Consider the following 21999-nt stretch of genomic DNA (forward strand, 5'->3'; position numbering starts at 1 on the left):
CTGGCGCTCCGCTCCCATGGGTGAGAGAACCCTGATCGCGAACGCGGGTCCGTGCAATTTCGCTGGTGTCGCCGGTCGGTTAGGAACGAGACCCTGCACTGGCCGATTGTCCTGTAGACGAGAGGCTCTGCCGACGCGACACGGGTCTGGACAGGCCTAGGAAGGGCAGTGCCCGACAATGAACAAGCGCTCATCAGTCATGCACCGCCGCCTCGCCGCGATCTTCTACGCTGACGTGGCAGGTTACGTGCGCCTGATGAATGCCGATGAGGCCGGAACTCTGGCTCTGCTCAACTCTCGCCGCGAGGTCATGGATCGGCACATCACCCAGTACGGCGGCCGCACGGCCAACACGGCAGGCGACAGTATTCTCGCTGAGTTCCCGAGCGTCGTTGATGCGGTCCAATGTGCGATTGGCATTCAGGAGAGGATCGCTGCGGCTAATGAGGAAACCCCTGAGAAACGCCGGCTGACCTTCCGGATCGGCATTCACGTTGGAGAGGTCATGATCCGCAACGGCGACATGTTTGGTGATGGAGTGAACATTGCAGCCCGCATGGAGAAGCTGGCACAGCCGGGATTGGTCTGCCTCTCAGGAACGGCGTATGACTACGTGTCCAAGGTGCTGCCGCTGGCCTTCGACGACCTTGGGACACAACTGGTGAAAAACTTGGATGCGCCCATCCGGGCGTATTTGGCCCATCCCACGGATCATCCGCTATCTCGGGCGCTGCCACCGGTTCACCGCCGCAGTGAGTTCAACCTGGGGCGACGCTTCCACACCATTCTGAACCACGCGCTGGTGGGTGTGACCAAGCCCGAGGGCCTGACACTGGTCGAGCCTGCGGTGCTGGCCTCCCTCCACGATGCGCCTAACATCGACGAGCGGCGACTGGCCGAGCGGATCGGTATCGACCTCGCCAGTGCCCAGCGGATGGTCCGGCACCTGGAGCTTCTCGGGTTCGTCGCCCGAACATCGGGGAAACACGGACGCAACACGCGTCTCCTCAGCCTCTCGCCAGAAGGACACGAACTCTATGCACGGTTATACCCGGCGATCCTTGCTGCGCGGGATCGGGTGATGGCTGCCCTGTCGGAGCGGGAGCGGGAGACCCTGCAAGACCTCTTGGCGCGCGTGATCAATGCCAATGAACTCACGAGCCATCGCCGCTCGGGCTGATCCTTGCGAGACCACGCGGCTGAACAGAGGGGCATCCCTCAGAGCGCTATGACGGATTGCTCCAGTGTGCTGTGATAGCCCGAGTTCTCGGGGAGATATCCCATGGCCTTTGTCATGTTTCAGTATGACCGCCCGACCGACTCGCATCGCTGGAACGATTATAACCAGCGGGTCCGGGACTGGATTGCCGAGCTTCTGCAAATCCCGGGTGCGGTGTCCTTCATGGCCTATCGCACTGCTGACGGAGCCAGCCCCGACACGATCACCCTGCTCGAGTTCCAAACTGTGGAGGATGCTCGCAAGGCGCACGCATCCGAGCAGATGCAGAGAGTTCTCGAAGGTCTCCGGTCAGTCGGCGTGGCGGCCAAGATTCTGCTGGTGGAGCGCTCGCCATTCACGCCCGAGCCATTTCACACGTGAGACCAGAGCCGCGTGGGAGGCTAGTGAGCCGACGAAGAGTCAACCAACGGCGCAATATGCGCCGTCAGCCGGAGCACCGAGAATTGGAATCCGACCCAAAATCCGCCGACACCGACCAGGGAAGAGCCGAAGCGGAAATCAATACTGTTCAGCATCGCGGCGGCCCATTCGTGGCAGCGGTCGAGGCCACCCGCATGCCGATGGTGGTGACTGATCCCGGCATTGACGGGAATCCCATTGTCTATGTGAACCAATCCTTCATCGACCTTTTCGGCTATACCCGTGAGGAGGTTCTGGGCCGGAACTATTTCTTTCTGACTGGTCCTGACACCGGCCCTGAGGCCGAGAGGCTCATCCGGGCTGCCATGCAAGCCGACGAACCTCTCACCCTTGAGGTGGCGCTTCGCGCCAAAGATGGCCGCGAGGTCTGGGCGGCACAGTTCGTCAGCCCCGTCCATGATGAGCAAGGCCGCGTTATCCAGCACTTCGCGTCGTTTTGGGACATCACCCGCCGCGTCAAAGCCGAGCGTCGCACCCAGCGCCTGAACGCGGTTCTGGAGACAAGGGTCAAGGAGCGGACCCAAACGCTCCAGAATGAAGTCGACCGCAGGCGGACTCTGGAAGCGATTTTGACGGAAAGCCTCCGCGAGAAGGATCAGCTTCTGAGCCAAAGGAGCGTGTTGCTGCATGAGGTCAACCATCGGGCCAAGAACAGCATCGCCATGGCGATCTCGATTCTGCGCCTTCAGATCGGGCGACAGGACAATCCTGAGGTTTCAGAGGCGTTGGAGAATGCCATCCAGCGCCTGGATCATCTCGCCCGCATTCACGAGCTTCTCTACCGGCAGGACAGCAGCGACGTGCAGGCGGTCGATATGGCAGGCTACCTGACGGAGCTATGCCGGAACTTTGGCCATCTCCGGAGCCCCCAGGATCAGCGCATAGACCTCACGAGCGACGCTGATGAGATCACGTTGGATGTTGATCGCGCCATCAACGTGGCGTTGATCGCGGGGGAGGCAATCACCAATGCGCTCAAGCACGCCTTCCCCGACAAGCGGCGCGGCACCATTCGGGTCGGGCTGCACCGTCAGGGAGAGGATGTGCTCCTCTTCATTGAGGATAGCGGCGTGGGTCTTCCCGCCACACGGCGCACAGGGTCAATGGGCATGCGCCTGATCGAAGGCATGGCTCGTAGTCTTAACGGCACCCTGGCGATCGATGGGGATCGGAGGACACGGATTCAAGTGCGGTTTCCGCTCACGTCTGAGCGCAACGATCCTGCTGGCTAGGTCAGCGGCCACACGAACAGGATGAGCGGCACCCCGATTAGGATGACAATGGCGGAGAGCGGTAACCCCAGTTTCCAGTAGTCGCCGAAGCGATAGCCGCCCGGCCCCATCACGAGTGTGTTGCACTGGTGTCCTATGGGCGTGAGGAAGTCGCAGGCTGCACCGACCGCAACCGCCATGAGAAAGGCGTCAGGTTTATAGCCAAGTTGTCCGGCAAAAGTCACCGCGATGGGAGCCATCACCAGCACCGTGGCCGCATTGTTCAGGAACGGCGTCACGGCCATGGCCGCCATCATGATCAGCGCGAGCGCTCCATAGGATGGCAAGGTGCTGGCAAGCAGCGAGAGCCATCCGGCCACGAGATCGGCACCACCGGTCGTACGGATCCCGTCGCTGACCGGGATCAGCGCCCCGAGCATCACCAGAATGGGCCAATCGATCGCTTCGTAAGCCTCCCGGAGCGAGAGTGCCCCGAGCAGGACCGTCAGGGCGGCGGCGGTGAAGAAGGCGGTGGCGACGGGCAGCACGCCAAAGGCCGTGAGCCCCATGGCGCTCGCCAGGACCACCACCGGGACGAGACCCTGCCGGACATTGCCCAGGCGGATTTCGCGCTCGGCCAGCGGCAGACAGCCGAGTTCCTTCAGCTTGTCCGGAAGCCGGGTGAGATCGCCCTTCAGCACGAGAACGTCGCCGGTCTGCAAGGTGATGTCGCGCAGGCGCTCGGTGAATCGCTCGCCGCTGCGACTGACGGCCAGGAGATTGATATTGAAGCGCTCGTGCAACGCCATGCGTTTAGCCGTCTGACCGATCAGCGCCGAGCTCGGCCCAACGACGGCCTCGATTCCTCCGATCTCTTCGCCTGCCCCCTTGCCTCGCGTGGGCCGGTCGTCCCCTTCGAGCTCCAGGTGAGCGCGGGCGACCGCCCGCTCAAGCGCTTCCGGATCGCCCTCAAGGAGAACAATATCGCCCTTGCGAAGGACAGCATCCGGCAGGGGTGCCATGTGCTCGGTTTTGTTCCGAACGATCCCAGTGACCAGGACCTCGTTGTCACATGCGTTTGCCAAGTCGCTGACCGTCTTCCCGATCATCGGCGAATTCGCCGCAACGCGCGCTTCCGTCATGTAGTCGGTGAGGTTGATTGCCTCGTCCATGGTCCCCGCGGCTTTGCGACCGCCGGGCAGAAGCCGGTAGCCGAAGGCGAGGAACGCCACGCCGGCCGCCGCAAGGCCGAGACCGACGGGGGCGAAATCGAACATGCCGAAAGGCTGCCCCGTCAGGTCCTCACGCACGCGAGAGACGATGATGTTTGGTGACGTGCCGACAAGGGTGATCAGACCGCCGAGCAGAGACCCGAAGGCCATTGGCATGAGAAAGCACGAGGGGGAGGCATTGGAGCGACGCGCCATTTGGAATGCCACCGGGATCATCATCGCGAGCGCGCCGATGTTTTTGACAAAGGCGGACAGGATCGTGACCGCTGCCACAAGAACGACAATCTGGCTCTGCACCGAGGTGATGTAAGGCGAGACCCGATGGAGGGCCGCCTCCATCACGCCAGAGCGTGCGACGGCGGCGCTGACGACGAGCGCACTCGCGACAATGATGACAATATCGTCACCAAAGCCGGAGAAAGCCGCCTTATGGGGGACAACGCCGGTGAACACCGCAGCCAGGAGCGCCAGAACAGCGACAAGGTCGTAGCGCAGCCGCCCCCAAACGAACAGAGCCATCATTCCGGCCAGTATGGCGAAGGCGAAGGTCTGGTCCTGCGTCATCGTTCTGCCTTAGACCGCGCTGCGGAGAAGGAGCCCGCGCGAGTTCCTGATCCGTCCTGCTGTCATGTTTACACCGTGCAGGGTCTCGAATCTCATCTGACCGATGCCGACGCCACAATCCCTTCGTGATCGCCTATCACCGCTCATGGAGCTTTGTCCTACAACATCTGTCGACTTTGAATCCGCCCGAGGAACTCAGATTCCTCAAAGAAAGAATGTACAAGCATGGTCAATCTCAGCAGAAGAGTGCTCCCTTTCAACCCGGGGGTTCCTGCCGCTGCCCTGTTCTCCTTCACCGATAGTTTCAGCGGCGACGCCATCGGTGCCCCTGTTGGCGCTCTCAGGGCAGTCCTGCTGCCTCTGCTGGTTGCACCGTGTTCGCGGCGGGCCGCGGGGCCAAGAGGCGTCGTGTTGGAGCAGCGAGGCGCTTCCGAACCTGATATTCTGCCGAAACCGGATCAGGAAGCGATGGCTCCGATGAATGAACAGGCAGAGGATTGGCGTTCCAGCGTCGGCGAGAAGGCGGCCCGCTGCGAGCCGTCGGACGATCGGGCCCGCGCCCGTGAGCTTGGCCGGGGACGCGATGCCAACACCCCCGGGGAGATCCCGGCGCGGGGCTGGAAGGACATCCTCTGGCGCATGGTGCGGTCGGTCCCGGAGAACCGGATCCTGTCCACGTCAGGTGGGGTCGCATTCTTTGCACTGCTGGCGGTGTTCCCGGCCGTCGCCACAATCGTGTCGCTCTACGGGCTCTTTGCCGATACCAGCGCAATCAGGGGTCACCTGTCGCTTCTCGCCGGCATTCTGCCCGGCGGCGTGCTGGAACTCATTGGCGAGCAGATCGGCCTGATCATCGCCCAGGACAGCGACACGCTCAGCCTTGCCTTCGTGGTGGGTTTTCTGGTGGCGCTCTGGAGCGCGAACTCGGGCGTTGCGGCCCTTTTCGATGCGCTCAATGTAGTTTATGGCGAGAAGGAGAAGCGCAGCTTGCTGCGCTTCTACGCCACGACGTTCCTGCTCACGCTCGGTATGGTTGGCGTTGTTATCCTGGCCATCGGCGCGGTGGTCGTGGCGCCTGTCGTATTCACCTTCATGGGCTTCGCGACCCCGGCCGGCCGGCTCTTGAGCATTCTGCGTTGGCCTGCCCTGTTCGTTGTCGTCTTTGCCTGGCTGGCCGTCATCTACCGCTACGGCCCAAGCCGCCAAGATGCCAAATGGCGTTGGGTGACCTGGGGCAGCGCTATGGCGGCCGTGCTCTGGCTAGCGGCGTCGATGCTGTTCTCCTGGTACGTCGCCAACTTCGACAGCTACAACAAAACCTATGGCTCGCTTGGCGCTGGCGTAGGCTTCATGATCTGGATCTGGCTGTCGGTGGTAATTGTCCTGCTCGGCGCCGCCCTCAACGCCGAGATGGAACACCAGACTGCCAAAGACAGCACGGAAGGCCCATCCAAGCCGCTCGGATCTCGCGGAGCCAACATGGCGGATCACGTCGGCCAATCACATGTCTGACCCGATCGCCGTAACATCGCGTCCGGAGACACCGCTCATCCTCAGGACCGGCAAACACAGCCGGAGGCGGGAGGATCCCACTTGCGCTATCAGGATCATGATGCCCCGGTCTCGCGCCTCACTCGGTTCAGATGGCGGAAGCAACCTGACTGCGGCTGACGGCGGCAGAGCCATCTGCGTCTCGAACCACGTCAGAATTCATCGGGAGAGCCGAGGCGAGGTGCAGTCTCTCCCGTGAGAAGACCACCAGCGACGTTGAGTTCACGATGCTGGCCCAGAAGGTCTGAATTCCTTGTCGGATCTCCTGCGAGTTCACGAGGCCTTCTTGGCAGGCTTATCGGGTTTTTCGGTCCCGCCACCCTGCTTTCGTGACCGATCGCCAGACGAAGGAGCGCCTCCCTCGTTGTCCCATTGTGAGATGCCGTTCTTGGGCTTGCCCTTGGGCAGGCTTGGTCGAGTTTTAGTGTTCATAGGGATGTACCCTTCTAAAGGAGCGCTCTTTACTGAACCCTCTTCGTCTGGCGGTAGATTAGCGGGGCTGCGACGGCGCTCGTGTGATCTCGAATCCTTGTTCAGAAAGCGCGGTTAAGATTGCTCTTGCGAGATCCACCCTCTCCTCGGTCGATATGACAGCTCCGGGCTGATTGGGAGCCTTCTGCGCGTGCTGGAGGGCAAATTGGATGGCGTTGACGATGATAGAGAGCACCATGTCTTGGTCCTTCATATCAACCTCCAAGGCTGCCCTGAGAGTAACACCAGCGATCTCCCCCCTGTTCCGGAAAACCGCATCTCCAGACCAGGAACGCTGAAGTTGAAGCCAAGGTCAGGGAAAGGTCCGCCGTTCAGACAATGGGAGCGCCTGATGTCGACAGCGAACGCTGTGCTCTCAGACCTCAGTCGGGCAGTTTGATGCTGTCGTCTCCGTAGCCTCGCCTTCCGTTGAGCTGCGGTCGTGGTTGCACGGCGGGAGCTGGGGCAGGCGCCAACGCACCCCAAAACTTGCGGATGATGGATTTCGTCAAACTGAGGATGTCCTGTATCATGTCTCGCTCACTTTCCTTCGTGAAGCCACGGCTCGGCTACGTCATGCCTCCACGGCAGCTTGGGCAGGTTCCTGCCCGAACCAGACGGAAACCGGAGAGGAGCCTTAACGGCCACGAGCGCGGGCGCCCAGGTCCTCGCGGAGTTCGTGCTCACGCACGATCCGGTCGTAGGACTGATCTGCGCTTCTGATCGCGTATTGCGGTTCGTCGCGCGGATCATCGAGCCTGACGATCTCATAGCCGCCTTTCCAGACCTCGGGCCGGCCGTCCTCCGCGTAAGAGACGGCCTGTCCCACAGCAAAACGGTGCAGACCCCGGGCGGGCGTTGATGGGCTCTCCTCCGGGTGCTCGGCCAGCATGAGAGGCGCTGGGCGCGGTTCTTTACCGGCAGCCTTAGCCGGAACAGGTCTGGGTGAATAGGTCACCGGCTGCGCAATCTCTACCGGCACTGTCCAATCGAGCAGCGTGCGGCCACCATCATCCATCACACGCAGAGCATCGGTCCGCACTGGCCAGCGCCTCATTCCGGCGGGGCTCCGGGCGAATGCCAAAGCGGCGGCACCATCGGCAGCAGTAATAGGCAGAGTTCCGATGACCTCGGGAACACCGCGTCGAAACCGTTTGAACTGGATCAGGAATCTCATGGCGACCTCCTCGATGCAGAGTTGCCTCAATGAACGCCCTCGGCCAAGCTCAACCGAAGCTGCAATGCCCGTGTGGCGGCGAGTGTCTGCGGTATACGGACATGCACGTAGATCCTTAGTAAGATATGGAACTCTGCCGCCTGACTAAACAGGCCCACAAGGCGAAATAAAAACCAAATAAGCTACTTGTTTGTGTTATGCTGATTTGTGAGAATGCATAGACTTCTGATTAATTCGCCCCAAGAAAACCCTATGCAGACCCCAGAGTGGCTGAGGCCTGGACTCCACGGCGCCGCCTGTGCGCTGCCGCTCTTGCACCGTCGGGTTCTCCTGGGGCGGTTGGGTGACTAACGGAACCGTCCGCACGATAGCCTCTGATCAGTGAAAAACCGCTGTGGTCACGGCTTTGTCCCTGATCTGCGTCGATCGGTCAAAGCGCGATCCCCAGCTTGCCGAGCGCATTGCTGCAATCAAGGCGCCTTGTCCTGGAGCAGAGGCGATATGGTCTTGAAGAACGGGGGCCGACGATGCCAGGCACCACGGAAGGCGCGAGCTAGGTTGCCAAAGATTGCACCGAGAAGATCGCGGCTTAGGAGCAACTCATGCGTACGACACGAAAAACCATTAGTTTCGATCACCCGTTCTCACTGATGGCTGTTGATGGCTTACAGCCCGCCGGCGCATACACGATCGACATTGACGAGGAACTGATCGAGGGACTGTCGTTCCTGGCCTACCGGCGAGTTGCGACCACCATTTACCTGCCACTTCGTCAAGGGAACCACGCCTCGGTGCAGGCGGTCAGGGTCGATCCTCGGGAGTTGACAGCAGCTCACGAAGAGCCGCCCACTGGAGGCGGAGATCAGCCGCCTCTGTGGTGAACGGCCTCGCCGATTGAACCCTCATCAGCAGCCGCGAGCACCAATGCATCCGCTGGTGAGTAGCTGAGGTCATGCAAATATCAATAGCTGAGGACTCGCAGCACGGCTTGGCTTGTTTACTTCCAGGAAGAAAACGAATGAAGGAAACGCAAATGGAGCCGAGCACCAAATTCACCGAGGACCAAGTAAGACAGCGCGCCTTCGAGCTTTGGAAAAAACGCGGTTGCCCAGAAGGTTACGCGGCGGAGTTTTGGCGTCAAGCCGAGCGTGAGCTGAAGGGTGAAGGAAGCGCTAGCGACATCAGTAAAAGCGTCAGCGCCTATGCTGCTTCCGCGAAGAGCGGCTCCGGATCGGACGGCCCAGGCTAGAGATCGATTTCAGAGCCATGTAGACTGGCGATGACAGGCGGTTCTGGCGGGAAAGACCGCTGCCGCAAAGTCGGCTGACGATGCCTCGATCAAAGTGAAGCCTTCCAACTTCAGCACGTTCACGCCGACTGATCGCACGCACGGATCGATCCTATTCCGATCGACGGCACATTCGATCGAGCCGGAGCATTGCTCGGCGGGCGGGTGCGCGCTGAACGTCGTCGGGCTCGCACCTTGGGAATAGCTTTTCTAGCAAGGGTCGACGAAACCGGGTATGGTCCACTGTGGACACAGGGACATGCTCACGCTCCGGAAGGGAGAACGGCCATGGTTCCCGTCTCAACGCCACCGCAGCGCCCCCCGTTGGCACCCGTCCAGGATGATCAGCCGCCGGAGCCGCATGCCGTGCCGATGAAGACCTCCGACGAGGCAGAGATGCCGCTGCCATCCAATCCGCAGACGTTCTATCTCGGTGGACTTTTCGCGTTGGCCTTCCTGGCGGCGCTCTACGTGGCAAGCGCGATCATCCTCCCTGTCGTGCTCGCCTTCGTGTTGAAGCTGCTTTTGCAGCCCGCTGTGCGTCTCCTGGAGCGTATGCATTTCCCCCGGGCCGTTGGAGCGCTCGTAGCCATCCTGCTGGTGACCGGAACGATCGTGGGTGCTGTAGCGGCCTTGTCAATCCCCGCCGCGACGTGGGCGGAACGGTTGCCGCAGGGCATACCGCGCCTCGAAGCCCACCTGGTTGTTCTCAAGGGGCCGATCCAAGCGGTGCAGAAAGTTATCGAGCAGACCGAGCAGGCCGCCAACGCTTCCGGACCAAAGGGGGCCACCATTGCGGTTCGCCGCGATCTTGGCCTGACAAGTGCACTGTTCGCGGGAACGCGGTCCATCCTCGATGGCCTGTTTACGACCATTCTGGTGCTCTACTTTCTAATGGTATCGGGCGATCTCTTCCTTCGGCGCATGGTCGAAATCCTGCCGAAGTTCAGCGACAAACGGCAAGCTGTCGACATCTCCCAGCAGATCGAGGAAGACATATCCGCCTATCTCGTGACGATCACGGCCATGAATGCGGCGGTGGGGGTCGCAACCGCGACCGCAATGTATCTTTGCGGGCTGGGAGATCCCCTCTTGTGGGGGGCCACAGCCTTCCTGCTCAACTATATTCCGATCTTGGGGCCGCTGTTTGGGGTCGGCGTCTTTCTTCTCGCCGGAATGCTGAGCTTCGACAGCTTATGGTGGGCGCTGCTGCCGCCGGCCCTCTATCTCGGCATTCACCTCGTCGAGGGCGAAACTCTGACACCCATGCTTCTGGCGCGGCGCTTCACGTTGAATCCCGTGCTGGTGATCTTGTCGTTGGTGTTCTGGTTCTGGATGTGGGGCGTGCCCGGCGCGATCTTGGCCGTTCCGATGCTGGCGATTCTGAAGATCATTTGTGATCGGGTGCGCCCGCTGAAGGTCCTAGGACACTTCCTCGAGGGATCCGAGACTTCGGCACGTTAGAATGACCATCATGGTACTGGCGTCATCCGATACGTTGATCGGATGAGACGTTTGCCGCGGCGCGCTCTCCTGCCATCCGGGATTGGGGACCAGTCTCTAAGCAGGGAGACGCGTCTGTACATGGGGGTCGGTGGAACAAGCGCATCATCTCGCGACTGGCATGGGGCTCACAAGCCGTTTCGTGCAATAACCCTCGATGGCTTACCGCGGCACTATTAGGCAGGCCGTTTGTGGAAGCCACATATGCTGAGGCGATCCTCACGCATCTGCGTGAACGGGACCCAGCCATGCCTAAGGCTCTCGATGCTGATTATCGCACGAACTGGCTCCCGGCCGGCCTGGAAGCGGAGCACTTTTCGGCCCTTAAGCCTTATCTCGACCTCGTCGAACTGGAGCACGGTCAGGTGCTCTATGAACCCGGCGGTCCTATCCGCTAGGCCTACTTTCCGCACGCGGTCGTCGTGTCGCTGGTGAGCGTCAAGCAGGGAGGCAATGGCTGGGTGTCGACCTGAGCCTACAGCGAATGCTTTCCCGATCTGTCTGTCCTGTATGCGACAGGCTATGCGGTGCAAATGCAGCCTGTCACTGGAGGGATCATCATTGCGAGGCCTTACAGGATGGCTCAGGTGATCGGCGCCCCGGAAACATAGGCAGCCTGATGAGTAAGCCCTTGTGGAACAGGGAGGGAGGCCCCCGGCGTTGACAGTTATTGTCCGCAAGCGCTGAAGCGTCCATGCCCCGTTTCTTCTTTCATTTCCATGACCAGAACGGCTTCAAACAGGACGAGGAAGGGCAGGACCTGCCCGATGTGCATGCAGCCCACGCGGAAGCTCTGAAAACGGCAATCGAGGCCGCGATTACAACGATGACGAGCGTCAGGTTCAGTGGATCATTGATCAAGGGGAGGCGAGATTTATCGAACATCTTGTCCTCCTTTGCCGCAGTGTCTGGGAATGCTTGACCGTTCATTCTCGAGTGCCCGCTTCGAAGAGGAGGAGGCACCCGGCGATGAGCAGAACCGAGACGACTGCTGGCCTAACATTGTTCTGCTCCTTGACTGAACCATGTCGAATATTCTGAGTAAATAATCCTCATGTCGACTTCATTTATTATTTCTCAGCATGATATATTGCCTAAATCGTAGATATAAGAATCATATTTACTTGGTATTTATTTTCTAGATTACCTGTAATTGCAGCGCGCACCCACCATATTAATTTGAGATAAACTTTGCGCCTACTTCGCGGCGGCCAAGGTTCTTATATGAGAGGGGGAGGTTCCCCATGTGCCCGAACAGCCGCTTCATGTTCGATCTTCAGCACTATCGAACGCACAACGGCCCTGGACTGACGCTTCACGCCTTGCCGATAATGCAGGCCAGGTGGGATCGATTGACGGCACTAGAGGTGTCGGGGATCCGGACCCCATCGGAACTCATCGAAAAAGTCGAAGAGAGCTACAGTCTCTCCCACGAGCAGGCGACCAGAGATGTCGAGTTCTGGGGCCTGGAGAAGCAGCTTTGAGCTGGTCGCTGTATGACGAGACCAGCCCCAATTCATGGAGGCTATGATGTTTGGCTTTAGAGGCGGCGAAAGCAACGAAACAGTAACTCGCAAGACAGGCTACCGTGATGATGCGAAACGCCAGTGGAGTTGCCTGACGATCTTGGACCTGTCGCAGATCAAGAACGAGGAGCAACTCGTTGCGATGGTAAAAATACGCTACGGCCTGCCCTATGAGACGGCCAAGGCTGACGTCGCGCGCTGGATGGCAGGCAAGCAGTTTTGATCAGTTTCTCGAACCTGGAGCGGGCCCGAGCCCTCACTCCAGGCTCACAGGTGTGGAGATCCGTCGATGTCGACCGAATTTTACGTCGTCAAGCACCATGGGGCTTGGCGCATTCGCGTGAATGGCAAACATCATGGCGAGTACGACTCCCGCGTTGCCGCCATCAACGCCGCAGCGGCGGAAGCCCATGGCGTTGGTGCGGGAGCAAAAGTCTTCAGCACGGGGATTGTGAGTCAGTATAGCCGTGAATGGTCGGCAAGAGAGAGCTAGGCCAGGGGCCTGCTGCCCCAGCACCATTGAGCCCGAAAGGAGCCTCGCATGAGCGAGAGAATAAGTCGCCTTTGCGATGAGCTTCGCATCAAGCTCCACGGCCTGGACCGCCGGCTTGAATCCTTAAAGTCAAACGGCGCCGCAAGCTTCAATCACTCACAGGATGCTCTTGAGAGCCAACTCGACCGTGTCGAGCAACGCATCTACGACCATCGCGCTGCCGTTGAGGCGGCCAATGCCAGGGCAAAGACGTGGGTTGCGGAAAAGAAGTCCGGATTGCATGCTCTTCACGTTCCAAAGAATGAACATGACAAGGATTATCTGCTCAATGCTCAGGCTGATGAGGCAGAGACCTACGCAGAAGCTGCCTTCGAGTTGGCGGCGGCTGCGGCGGATGAAGCCATATTGGCGGTCTTGCAAGCCCTTCTCGCGCGCAACAAAGCTGATCAGGCTGCTTTCCCGGAGATGGATGAACCCCGCTGAAAATCACTTCTCTGTAATAGATCAGGCAATTTGGTGAGCATTCCTTATCATTTTCGTCCTGTCATCTGCGGCCTGTCACGGTCGACCGCCTTGGGAGGGTCGGCGAGGTGGGGAAGGCGGACACATGAGACCTTCTCGGTGATCCTTGATCCCGCTCAAATTCCTAGAACGACAGTGACCGCCGCACTGGTATCTATTTAGTCCGTGTCGAGCTCATCTGGGATGCAACCATGTCCTGCCATTGTTCGAAGCCTTTGACGGCGGTCGGTAACCAGGTCTTGATCATCGTCTCTGGGTCCATCGCTTTCAGGTTCACCGACAGGCGCTCCTGCATCTCTCTCATCAAGTGCTCCTGCATGGGCTGCACATCCGGCAAACCGAAGAAGGCGCGTGCTTCTTCTGGTGTGCAATCGATGTTCACCGTGACCTTCATTTGAAGTCTCCTGTCGGAGGTCAGCCATTTGGCCGACGTGGATCTCCATGACAACGGCGATCAACAGGGCTGGTTCGGAGTGGCCGCCCATGATCCGGTTCATGCCCTTGTGGCCGCGAACCCCAAGCGACTGACAAGGCCGTTTCGTGGCACCAGTAGGCGTCATGCAGGGTGAACGCCTCGTTTTCAAGCCAGGGAGCACTGGTCCGTTCTCCTCAGGAGAAAGCAGCGCGCCACCGCGGAAACCGGATTCTCTATGGGAAACAAGGTGGCTGTCACGGAACGTGATCTGATGATTTGGTGAAGTCCCTGACATCGGCATTCCTGTTCCGGTTACGGGCACACGGGTCGTGGTCGAGGGCAACGACCCGTGTGCAAGGTAAGGCGTTGCTTTCGTGATCTTACTTGCGGCTGGAGGCGATTGCCGGCCGTGTCTTGCCGGAACGATGGTTCTCGTCGGAGTGCGTGACCTCGATCTCGTCCCGCCGAACGGTGTCCCGCACAGTCTCGATCCGTCGAGTACGCTCTCGGCGCACGACGACCTCTTCCCGCACCTTCACGCTCTTCCCAACCACAGGCCTCTCGGACGTCTCGATCATCTCGATCGTGAGCTCGGTCAGGCTCTCTCCGGTCACGGCATCGGTGACCGGTCTGCGCCTTTCCACGATGACTTTCTCATCATAAAGCGATACCTGCTGCTGAACCGGCGTTTCTACGACAATGCGGCGCACTGTAGTCGTGCCGCTGGTCACCGTGTGCTTGCCCACGACGAGGGTCTCTTCGGCCAGCGGGATGACCTCCTCCGCCTGCGTCGACAGTTGCCCAGCGGTGGGTCGCGCCACGGCACGGCCCAGCGGAGCCGTCCAGAGGTTGAACATCGAATCCCAGAGGACCGAGCCGGTGCTCATGGGCGCGGTCGCGACCCGCTGCGCGGCCTCTGCCGTCGTCCGGATCATCTGCGCGGCACTCTCAGCGGCGGCCTCGCCTGTCCGTGCGACGGCGTCTGCGGTCTGCCGGACGGTCGCGCGGGCCTCCTGCTCGCGCTCGGCCTCATCCTCCTGGTCAGCAAGACGCCTTGCTTCCTGCTCACGCTCGAGCCTTGCCTCGATCCGGCGCTGTTCAGCCTCCGCCAACCGGGCTTCCTCGATCTCGGTCTTCTCGGCCTCAATGCGATCGACGATAGCCTGGGCTTCCTCGTCGCTCAGTGCCTCCAGGGTGGCCGGCAGCAGCTCGTTCTTCCCGTCACGTACACTCTGCTGATGGATCTTGCGCAACTCGGCAACCTTAGTAGCGAACTCCTCGCTGTCTTTGGGGGTGGCCTCAATCTCATCGAGCAGAATTCGGGTCTGCTTGTTGTCGGCGAGCGCTTCGGACACAAGGCCCTTGGTGGCCTTGTGTTTCCTGAGCACCGGGAACAGGTGCTCTTCTTCGAGCCTGGCGAGCAGCTCCAATTCCGCCTTGAGTTCCGCGAACAGCCTCTCGCGCGTCTTAACCGCGCCGTCCGAGGTATCCATGAGCTTGGCGAAAAGTTCGTTGGCCTTGGCCGGGCTGGTCTGAAGCAGTTGTCTGATGGTCGTCATGTCGTCCTCATGAAAGATTGGAGCCAGACGCAATACTGAGCGGAATCTGTTGCCCGATCCGCTTGTTACGAACGGTGCCGGAAGAGCGAAGCAATGGCTCCCCGAAGCGAGCGGAGTTTGGGATTGGTTAGCCTTTGGAGAGCGACGACGCAGATACTAGGAAGACAATCTCGCAACAGCGAAGGAATTTGCTGCATCGCACCATGGCAACGCCTTTAGGACCCCACAGTTCCTGAGCAACGGGCAGTTTCCTTTGGCGTGCCGGACAGCGCTAAGCCGGGCAACGGAGCGAAACGGCTGTATAGGCGTTGTCGCACTGGGCCGGGCCGCTGCAACCGAGCTGACGGCGGCCCGGGAACTCACAACAATGTCAGACCTGAAGCCCACGCTCGCTGAGCGGGACCTCCTTCCCCCGTCGCGCCGTCCGCAGGCCTCGGCGTCGTCGGCATGATCGCTCTCGTCATCGCGGCTCTGTATGTCGGGCGCGAGGTCTTCGTTCCGGTCGCGCTCGCCATACTCTTGAGCTTTGTGCTGGCTCCACTCATCAGGCTGTTGCAGAAGGCTCACGTGCCACGGGCGCTGGCGGTTGTCGGCGTCGTCCTGGTTGCCTTTGCGGGTATCACGGCGCTTGCCACCGTCATGGCGACGCAGGTCACCCAGCTCGCCGGGGACCTGCCGCGCTACCAGGCCACCATGCGCGAGAAGGTGCAGTCCCTGCGCGGCTCCGCTGCCGGCAGCAGCGCCCTCGAGCGGGCCGCGGATGTGTTGCAGGACCTGGGCAAGGAACTCGACAGGCCGCAGGCCGGGACATCCTTGCCGGCCAATCCGCTGACGCCCAGCACCGTGCCTGCCACCGAGACGAAGCCCATCCCGGTGGAAGTGCGCCAGCCCGATCCGGGCGCCCTGCAAACCCTCGGCGCCTTCATCACCCCGCTCATCCACCCCGCCGCGACCACTGGGATCGTGATCATCTTCGTGATCTTCATCCTGCTGGGTCGAATCCCTTCATCGAATGCGCGGTTGCACCCGGCTTGCCTGTGGCGAAGGAACTTCTGCGCACCCGCAGGCCACAGGGGTAGCAGAGATTTGAAGAGCCGATCGAAGCTGACGCCACGCATTCTGCATGACTTTCGCTCAGAGTCAGGTGATCGCGCGTTGGGCAGAGCCTCGTTGTCGGTGCCGTGTTCGCGCGAGTGCTTGCTGACCTCTCAAACAGCCACTTTTGCCGGAATGTTTGGATGCGGATTGTAGTCGATGAGCTCGAAATCGTCGAATGCGTACTCGAATATCGAGGGCGGTTTCCGACGCAGACGGAGTGTAGGAAATGGCCGAGGGTCGCGGGTCAACTGCTCTCGTGCCTGGTCCACATGATTCAGATAGAGGTGAACGTCACCCCCCGACCATATCAACTCACCGGGCTCTAGCCCCGTCTGCTGAGCCAGCATGTGGATGAGCAAGGCGGCTTCACAGAGATTCCAGCCGAGGCCCAAAAATGTGTCCGCGCTGCGCTGGAAGAGCAACCCGGAAAGGCGGCCATTCGATACGTAATATTGATATACCATATGGCAAGGTGGGAGGGCCATCTGGTCTAGTTCGCCCACATTCCATCCGGTAAACAAGAGCCTGCGGCTGTGAGGATTGGATTTCAGTCCGTTCACCAGAGAGGAGATTTGGTCGATGGTCTGGCCGTCCTTGGTTTCCCAGGCGCGCCACTGCTTACCGTAGACGGGGCCAAGTTCGCCATTCTCATCCGCCCATTCGTCCCAGATAGTAACCCCGTTTTCTTTGAGATAGCGGGTGTTTGTACTACCGCTGAGAAACCAAAGGAGCTCATGGACACAACCCCGGAAGAAAATCCGTTTGGTGGTTAGGAGTGGAAAGCCATCGGAGAGATCAAAGCGCATTTGGCGACCGAATGTCGACAAGGTTCCGACCCCAGTCCGATCCGTACGCTCCACTCCCCTCTCCAGCAGGTCGCGAAGAAGATTCAGGTACTGTTCCTCAGGGTGGTACATCGACGATCGTTACTCCGGAGCTGTCTAGGAGGTCGGCAGTGTAGGCGGACCTTAGATCTGAAGGCCGCAACCTACCATAATCCACCACGAGGTTAAGGAAGTGTTTTACCCACGGCGCTTAGTTCCCTGCTGGGCGTGCATCCGATCAGGCCTTATCCGCGCCGATCCCCCGGCTATCATAGCCAGGAGACTCTCAGTGCAGAGTTCTGCTAACCATTTCAGAGCCTTGACGCGTAGGCTGAGGATAATAGTCGGACGTCATATTAGAAAGATATGGCACGCCCAGGAAAACATCCGCCGAACGTTGGTAGAGCTGACAGGAAAGCCGCCCTTCCGCCACGTAGAACTGAAACAGGCAATGGCATGGGGCGAGCGCCATCCGGTCGAGATCGGCCGGGTTCCAGGCCGAAACGATCAGGCGGCGGGAATCGGGGTTGCGGCGGATCTCGTCGAGCACCCACCGGATCTGATCGACCGTTCCACCGTCAGGCTTCGCCCACGAGCGCCATTGCTTACCGTAGACCGGTCCGAGATCGCAGTTCTCATCGGCCCATTCGTCCCAGATCGTGACTCCGTTCTCCTGGAGATAGCGCACATTGGTGTCGCCCTTCAGGAACCAGAGCAGCTCATGGACAATGGAGCGCAGGTGGAGCTTTTTCGTCGTCACCAATAGGAAGCCCTGGCTCAGATCGAAACGCATCTGGTGGCCGAAGACGGAAATCGTCCCGGTTCCGGTCCGGTCGTCCTTCCGGACACCTTCGTCCAGGATGCGCCTGAGAAGATCGTGATAGGCCTGCATGGAATGCTCCTCGCCCTCTTATACGCCAGCGTCCGGGATCGTTCCGAGAGCGCATTTCATTCTCACCGAACTTGTCCCCTGCTCTTTCAAAATCGATCCGCCTTTCTTATATTGGGTGAGCTGGCCGCAAGGTCAGCTATGGCGATAAACGGCTATCGAAATAAACCCATCGGACCCGGGGGCGGTACCCGGCGCCTCCACTAAAGCTCAAGCCCGGCTTGGGTTTTGGCGGGGGCGAAATAGGATCGACGAGGGCGTAAAGGATAGACTTTCGCTCGGCATGGTTCCGCCGTTATCGGGCCTATTCAATAGTTGCCAACGACAACTATGCTCCGGTTGCAGTGGCTGCGTAAGCGGTCCCTAAAGCCGATCCAAAGTCCTAACGGGTAGCACTGTTAGGCGGGGTCCGGAGGCGCCTGGCAACAGAAGCTTCCACATTCCTTTTTCTCAAGGGCTCCCTCATGGCCGGTAAAGACCTCATCCGCTACGATCTTCTTGTGCAGGACGCGTTGAAAGGCGTAGTGCGCAAGGTGTTGATCGATGCCGGGAAGGACGGCCTGCCGGGCGAGCATCACTTCTACGTCTCGTTCCGCACGGATTATCCCGGGGCCCGGCTGTCGAATCGCCTGCGCGAAAAGTACCCGCAGGAAATGACCATCGTTCTCCAGCATCAGTTCTGGGATCTCAACGTCACCGACCATGCCTTCGAAATCGGCCTGTCGTTTTCCGGCGTTCCGGAACGGCTCCTGATTCCCTTCGATTCTCTCACCGGGTTCTTTGATCCCTCCGTTCAGTTCGGCCTGAAGTTCAACACGGAAGATGAGGATCAGGACGAGGATGAGGTTGAGACGGAGGAGCCCACACCGGCGGCTCCCGCCCGGAGCGGCGATTCGCAGCCCGTCGAGCTGAAGCGACCGAAAGCCGGACCGGCTCCCGCCGAGAAGAAACCAGACGAGAAAAAACCCGCCAAGGTCGAGCAGCAGCCGGACGCTTCCGAGGCCGACGAAGGCGAGGAACCAAAGGCAGGCGGCGATGGCGGCGCCCAGGTGGTCAGCCTCGATGCCTTCCGCAAAAAGAGCTGATCAGGCCCTTTTTTAGCGGTATCAGGACAGGGCGCCCTCGCGTTTGACCGGGACCTGTTTGCGGTGAGTGAGGCGCATCGGGAGCCCTCCCTCGGGTCGAAGGGTGATCCGATGCAGGGGCTTCACCTCGTGCCCATCCACCAGATCGAGACGCACGGCCCGTACGATGCTGGCCAGAACGATCGTCGCCTCCTGGAGCGCGAAGCTCGCCCCGATGCAGACCCGGGGTCCGGCCCCGAAAGGCAGATAAGCGAACCGATCGATACGATCCCGCTTCTCCGGCATGAAACGCTCGGGATTGAAGGCATCCGGCTCGTCCCAGAGCCTGCGGTGGCGATGGAGGACGTAAGGCGCCACGGTCACGACAGACCCCGCCGGAATGTCGAGCGATCCGATTTTATCGTCCTTGATGGCTGCACGGCTGAGATACGGGGCCGGCGGATAAAGGCGCAGCGTCTCGTCGAGGACAGCACGGGTAAAGACGAGTTTATCGAGATGCTCGAACAGGAAGGGGCCGTCGCCGAGGACCCGATCCACCTCTTCCTCGATCCGGGCGCGGGATGCGGGGTCCTGGGACAGAAGATAAATCGACCATGACAGGGCATTGGCCGTCGTCTCGTGCCCTGCGCCGATGAAGGTCACGATGTTGGCCCGGACATCCTCGTCGCTCAATCCTCTGCCTGTCTCCGGGTCGGACGCCCTGAGCAGCAAGGTCAGAAGGTCCTGGGGCGCCGGGTCTCCGCGGGCAATCAGAGCTTTGCGCGCATCGACCAGTTCATTAACCAGTTCGTCGAAGAAGCGGATGGCGGGTCGCGCCCGCAATCGGCCGATCCTCGGGACCCAGCTGGGAAAGCCGAAGATGTCGATGGGATCGACACGGCCGATGCCCTCGAAATAGCGGCTGATCGCACCCGCAAGGGCATCCGGATCCCAGGCAACTCCTTGCGTGAAGATCGTGCGCTCCAGGACATCGAGGGTGATGCGGGTCATCTCGACGGAGGCGTCGACGATCCTGCCGTCCGGGCGGCGCTGCCACCGGCGAACGAGCCGATCCGTCGCCTCGACCATCGCCGGAAAGAAGCTCGCCACCGTGCGCGGGGTGAAAAGAGGCGCCAGGGTCCGGCGCTGCAATTTCCAGTCTTCGCCCTCTACGGTCAGAAGCCCGCGTCCGAGGCCAGGGGCCAGGACACGCAGCTGGAGATCGTCCTTGCGGTAGTTGGCGGCATTGTCGAGCAGGACATGCCGGATGATGGTAGGATCATTGACGACGGTCATGCGTCCCAGGACGCCGTCGCCGGCGATCACCGGCTCCTCGAAATGCCGATCCATCCAGGTGGTCAGAGGATTCCGGCGCACCGCGAGGAGAAATGACAGCAGCCCCATGGGTTCGGAGCGGGGCTGAGGCGCGGGAGGACGGAAAAGTGGTGTTTCGAAGGGGTCCGTCACAGAATTTGCCATGCCATCATGCTCGTTCGCTGTTGCGGGCCTGAAAACTTGAGATAAGAACACGAAACCCTATCGAAAGAGGTCAGGATGTCGCCCTCCACCCGCACCGAAACAGATACCTTCGGCCCCATCGAAGTTCCCGCCGACAAGTTCTGGGGTGCCCAGACGCAACGCTCGATCCAGAATTTCCGCATCGGCGGCGAGCGCATGCCCATCCCGCTGGTCCATGCCCTTGCCATCGTGAAGCAGGCGGCCGCCTTGGTAAACAAGGACCTCGGCAAGCTCGACCCCCGGTTGGCCGAAGCCATTGTGAGCGCCGCAGCCGACGTGGTCCAGGGCAAATACGACGACGAGTTCCCCCTGGTCGTGTGGCAGACCGGTTCGGGCACGCAGTCCAACATGAACATGAACGAGGTTCTGTCCAACCTCGCCATCGAGCGCCTTGGCGGCGAGCGCGGCTCCAAGAAGCCGGTTCACCCGAACGACCACGTGAATATGGGACAGTCCTCCAACGACTCGTTCCCCACGGCGATGCACATTGCCGTCGCACGCGAGATCAATGACCGTCTTCTTCCGGCCCTCAAGCACCTGCACAAGGCGCTGCATGAGAAGGCGGAAGCCTTCAAGGACATCGTCAAGATCGGCCGCACGCACCTGCAGGACGCAACCCCGGTAACCCTCGGCCAGGAATTCTCAGGGTATGCGATGCAGGTTCAGCTCGGCATCGCCCGCATCGAGGCGACCCTGCCGGGCATCTATGCCCTCGCCCAGGGTGGCACCGCGGTTGGCACGGGCCTCAACGCCCACCCGGAATTCGCGGACCGCTTCGCCGCGAAGGTAATGGAACTGACAGCCATGCCCTTCACTTCGGCCGCCAACAAGTTCGAGGCCCTGGCATCCCACGATGCCCTGATCTTTACCCAAGGCGCCCTGTCGAGCCTGTCCGCAGGATTGTTCAAGATCGCGAACGACATCCGCCTCATGGGTTCCGGCCCACGGTCCGGACTGGGCGAAATCTCGCTGCCCGAGAATGAGCCCGGATCGTCAATCATGCCAGGCAAGGTCAACCCGACCCAGGCCGAAGCCATGACGATGCTGTGCGCCCAGGTGGCAGGCAACCAGACCACGGTCACCTTCGCGGGCAGCCAGGGGCATTTCGAACTCAACGTGTTCAAGCCTGTGATCGCCAATGCGGTGCTGCAGTCGATCCGCCTCCTGGCGGACGGCGCCGTCAGCTTCACCGACAATTGCGTCGTGGGAATCGAGCCGAACCATGAGCGTCTGAAGGACCTCATGCAGCGTTCCCTCATGCTCGTGACGGCTCTGGCCCCGAGCATCGGCTACGACAAGGCCGCCGCGATCGCCAAGTCGGCGCACAAGCACGGAACGACCCTCAAGGAAGAGGCCCTGAAGGCCGGTGTTTCCGAGGCCGATTTCGATGCCGTGGTTCGCGCCGAGACCATGCTGGCGCCAGGCTAAGGGGAG

Annotated in this window: 23 protein-coding genes, 1 other RNA gene and 1 pseudogene; 17 read left to right on the top strand and 8 right to left on the bottom strand. The window is 60.5% G+C overall.

Annotated features, from left to right (window positions below):
• Window positions 1–178: 178 nt before the first annotated feature.
• The 3 genes from LJD17_RS12180 to LJD17_RS12190 all read left to right on the top strand — a co-directional run bounded on the left by LJD17_RS12180 (window position 179) and on the right by LJD17_RS12190 (window position 2892).
• A complete protein-coding gene (locus tag LJD17_RS12180; protein WP_227384457.1) occupies window positions 179–1180 on the top strand; it encodes an adenylate/guanylate cyclase domain-containing protein in 1002 nt (333 codons plus the stop codon).
• A 102-nt stretch (window positions 1181–1282) separates the two neighbouring features.
• Window positions 1283–1600, top strand: coding sequence for a DUF1330 domain-containing protein (locus LJD17_RS12185; RefSeq protein WP_227384458.1), 318 nt, complete (start codon window positions 1283–1285; stop codon window positions 1598–1600).
• A gap of 83 nt (window positions 1601–1683) precedes the next feature.
• The gene (locus LJD17_RS12190) at window positions 1684–2892 is read left to right on the top strand and encodes a sensor histidine kinase (protein ID WP_227384459.1); all 1209 of its coding nucleotides are present in this window, start codon (window positions 1684–1686) and stop codon (window positions 2890–2892) included.
• Here the strand turns inward: LJD17_RS12190 and LJD17_RS12195 are convergent.
• Window positions 2889–4667: an SLC13 family permease gene (locus LJD17_RS12195; protein WP_227384460.1), complete on the bottom strand. Its 1779-nt coding sequence runs from the start codon at window positions 4665–4667 to the stop codon at window positions 2889–2891. The two genes, LJD17_RS12190 and LJD17_RS12195, sit on opposite strands and share 4 nt — an antisense overlap.
• Before the next feature lie 468 nt (window positions 4668–5135).
• Between LJD17_RS12195 and LJD17_RS12200 the strand changes: the two genes are divergently transcribed.
• Window positions 5136–6179: a YihY/virulence factor BrkB family protein gene (locus tag LJD17_RS12200; protein WP_227384781.1), complete on the top strand. Its 1044-nt coding sequence runs from the start codon at window positions 5136–5138 to the stop codon at window positions 6177–6179.
• A 529-nt stretch (window positions 6180–6708) separates the two neighbouring features.
• Here the strand turns inward: LJD17_RS12200 and LJD17_RS12205 are convergent.
• Both LJD17_RS12205 and LJD17_RS12210 read right to left on the bottom strand, forming a co-directional pair.
• Window positions 6709–6903 carry a hypothetical protein gene (locus LJD17_RS12205; RefSeq protein WP_227384461.1) on the bottom strand — a complete coding sequence of 65 codons (195 nt, stop codon included), beginning with the start codon at window positions 6901–6903 and terminating at the stop codon, window positions 6709–6711.
• A 423-nt stretch (window positions 6904–7326) separates the two neighbouring features.
• Window positions 7327–7866, bottom strand: a complete 540-nt coding sequence (locus tag LJD17_RS12210; protein ID WP_227384462.1) for a hypothetical protein — start codon at window positions 7864–7866, stop codon at window positions 7327–7329.
• Window positions 7867–8468: 602 nt separating this feature from the next.
• On the opposite strand from LJD17_RS12210, the gene LJD17_RS12215 reads away from it, so the two are divergent.
• The 9 genes from LJD17_RS12215 (at window position 8469) to LJD17_RS12255 (ending at window position 13159) form a co-directional block, all read left to right on the top strand.
• Window positions 8469–8747: a hypothetical protein gene (locus LJD17_RS12215; protein WP_227384463.1), complete on the top strand. Its 279-nt coding sequence runs from the start codon at window positions 8469–8471 to the stop codon at window positions 8745–8747.
• 137 nt (window positions 8748–8884) lie between these two features.
• Complete coding sequence (locus tag LJD17_RS12220; RefSeq protein ID WP_227384464.1) at window positions 8885–9115, top strand: DUF2934 domain-containing protein; 231 nt, start codon at window positions 8885–8887, stop codon at window positions 9113–9115.
• Between the two features lie 327 nt (window positions 9116–9442).
• Window positions 9443–10618: an AI-2E family transporter gene (locus LJD17_RS12225; protein ID WP_227384465.1), complete on the top strand. Its 1176-nt coding sequence runs from the start codon at window positions 9443–9445 to the stop codon at window positions 10616–10618.
• Between the two features lie 287 nt (window positions 10619–10905).
• Entirely contained in the window at window positions 10906–11055 is a 150-nt protein-coding gene (locus tag LJD17_RS12230) for a hypothetical protein (RefSeq protein ID WP_227384466.1), read from the top strand.
• Between the two features lie 296 nt (window positions 11056–11351).
• A complete protein-coding gene (locus LJD17_RS12235) occupies window positions 11352–11579 on the top strand; it encodes a DUF6894 family protein (protein ID WP_227384467.1) in 228 nt (75 codons plus the stop codon).
• A gap of 322 nt (window positions 11580–11901) precedes the next feature.
• Window positions 11902–12141 (top strand): hypothetical protein, encoded by a 240-nt coding sequence (locus tag LJD17_RS12240; protein ID WP_227384468.1) that lies wholly within the window; start codon window positions 11902–11904, stop codon window positions 12139–12141.
• 43 nt (window positions 12142–12184) lie between these two features.
• Window positions 12185–12406 carry a hypothetical protein gene (locus LJD17_RS12245; RefSeq protein ID WP_227384469.1) on the top strand — a complete coding sequence of 74 codons (222 nt, stop codon included), beginning with the start codon at window positions 12185–12187 and terminating at the stop codon, window positions 12404–12406.
• Between the two features lie 66 nt (window positions 12407–12472).
• On the top strand, window positions 12473–12676 hold the full coding sequence (locus LJD17_RS12250) for a hypothetical protein (protein WP_227384470.1): 204 nt from the start codon (window positions 12473–12475) through the stop codon (window positions 12674–12676).
• A 48-nt stretch (window positions 12677–12724) separates the two neighbouring features.
• Entirely contained in the window at window positions 12725–13159 is a 435-nt protein-coding gene (locus LJD17_RS12255) for a hypothetical protein (protein WP_227384471.1), read from the top strand.
• Between the two features lie 193 nt (window positions 13160–13352).
• Here LJD17_RS12255 and LJD17_RS12260 read toward each other — a convergent pair whose 3' ends face one another.
• Together LJD17_RS12260 and LJD17_RS12265 are read right to left on the bottom strand one after the other, a co-directional pair.
• Window positions 13353–13592 (bottom strand): DUF6489 family protein, encoded by a 240-nt coding sequence (locus LJD17_RS12260; RefSeq protein WP_227384472.1) that lies wholly within the window; start codon window positions 13590–13592, stop codon window positions 13353–13355.
• A gap of 401 nt (window positions 13593–13993) precedes the next feature.
• A complete protein-coding gene (locus LJD17_RS12265) occupies window positions 13994–15172 on the bottom strand; it encodes a YsnF/AvaK domain-containing protein (RefSeq protein WP_227384473.1) in 1179 nt (392 codons plus the stop codon).
• Between the two features lie 447 nt (window positions 15173–15619).
• Here LJD17_RS12265 and LJD17_RS12270 point away from each other — a divergent pair, with 447 nt between their 5' ends.
• Window positions 15620–16423, top strand: a complete 804-nt coding sequence (locus LJD17_RS12270) for an AI-2E family transporter (protein WP_227384474.1) — start codon at window positions 15620–15622, stop codon at window positions 16421–16423.
• On the opposite strand, the gene LJD17_RS12275 is transcribed toward LJD17_RS12270, so the two are convergent.
• The gene (locus LJD17_RS12275) at window positions 16381–17187 is read right to left on the bottom strand and encodes a thymidylate synthase (protein ID WP_227384475.1); all 807 of its coding nucleotides are present in this window, start codon (window positions 17185–17187) and stop codon (window positions 16381–16383) included. The two genes, LJD17_RS12270 and LJD17_RS12275, sit on opposite strands and share 43 nt — an antisense overlap.
• A 271-nt stretch (window positions 17188–17458) precedes the next feature.
• A pseudogene (locus LJD17_RS12280) lies at window positions 17459–17986 on the bottom strand (thymidylate synthase); the annotation flags it as partial.
• An 80-nt stretch (window positions 17987–18066) separates the two neighbouring features.
• On the opposite strand from LJD17_RS12280, the gene ssrA reads away from it, so the two are divergent.
• Window positions 18067–18423: a transfer-messenger RNA gene (gene ssrA, locus LJD17_RS12285) on the top strand.
• A gap of 24 nt (window positions 18424–18447) precedes the next feature.
• Window positions 18448–19068, top strand: coding sequence for an SspB family protein (locus LJD17_RS12290; RefSeq protein WP_227384476.1), 621 nt, complete (start codon window positions 18448–18450; stop codon window positions 19066–19068).
• Between the two features lie 21 nt (window positions 19069–19089).
• Here LJD17_RS12290 and LJD17_RS12295 read toward each other — a convergent pair whose 3' ends face one another.
• Window positions 19090–20526, bottom strand: a complete 1437-nt coding sequence (locus tag LJD17_RS12295; protein WP_227384477.1) for a cytochrome P450 — start codon at window positions 20524–20526, stop codon at window positions 19090–19092.
• A 75-nt stretch (window positions 20527–20601) separates the two neighbouring features.
• Here LJD17_RS12295 and fumC point away from each other — a divergent pair, with 75 nt between their 5' ends.
• Window positions 20602–21993, top strand: coding sequence for a class II fumarate hydratase (gene fumC, locus LJD17_RS12300; RefSeq protein WP_227384478.1), 1392 nt, complete (start codon window positions 20602–20604; stop codon window positions 21991–21993).
• The last annotated feature ends 6 nt before the right edge of the window (window positions 21994–21999 follow it).

It is taken from the genome of Microvirga rosea (genome assembly GCF_020595095.1).
GTDB lineage: Bacteria > Pseudomonadota > Alphaproteobacteria > Rhizobiales > Beijerinckiaceae > Microvirga > Microvirga rosea.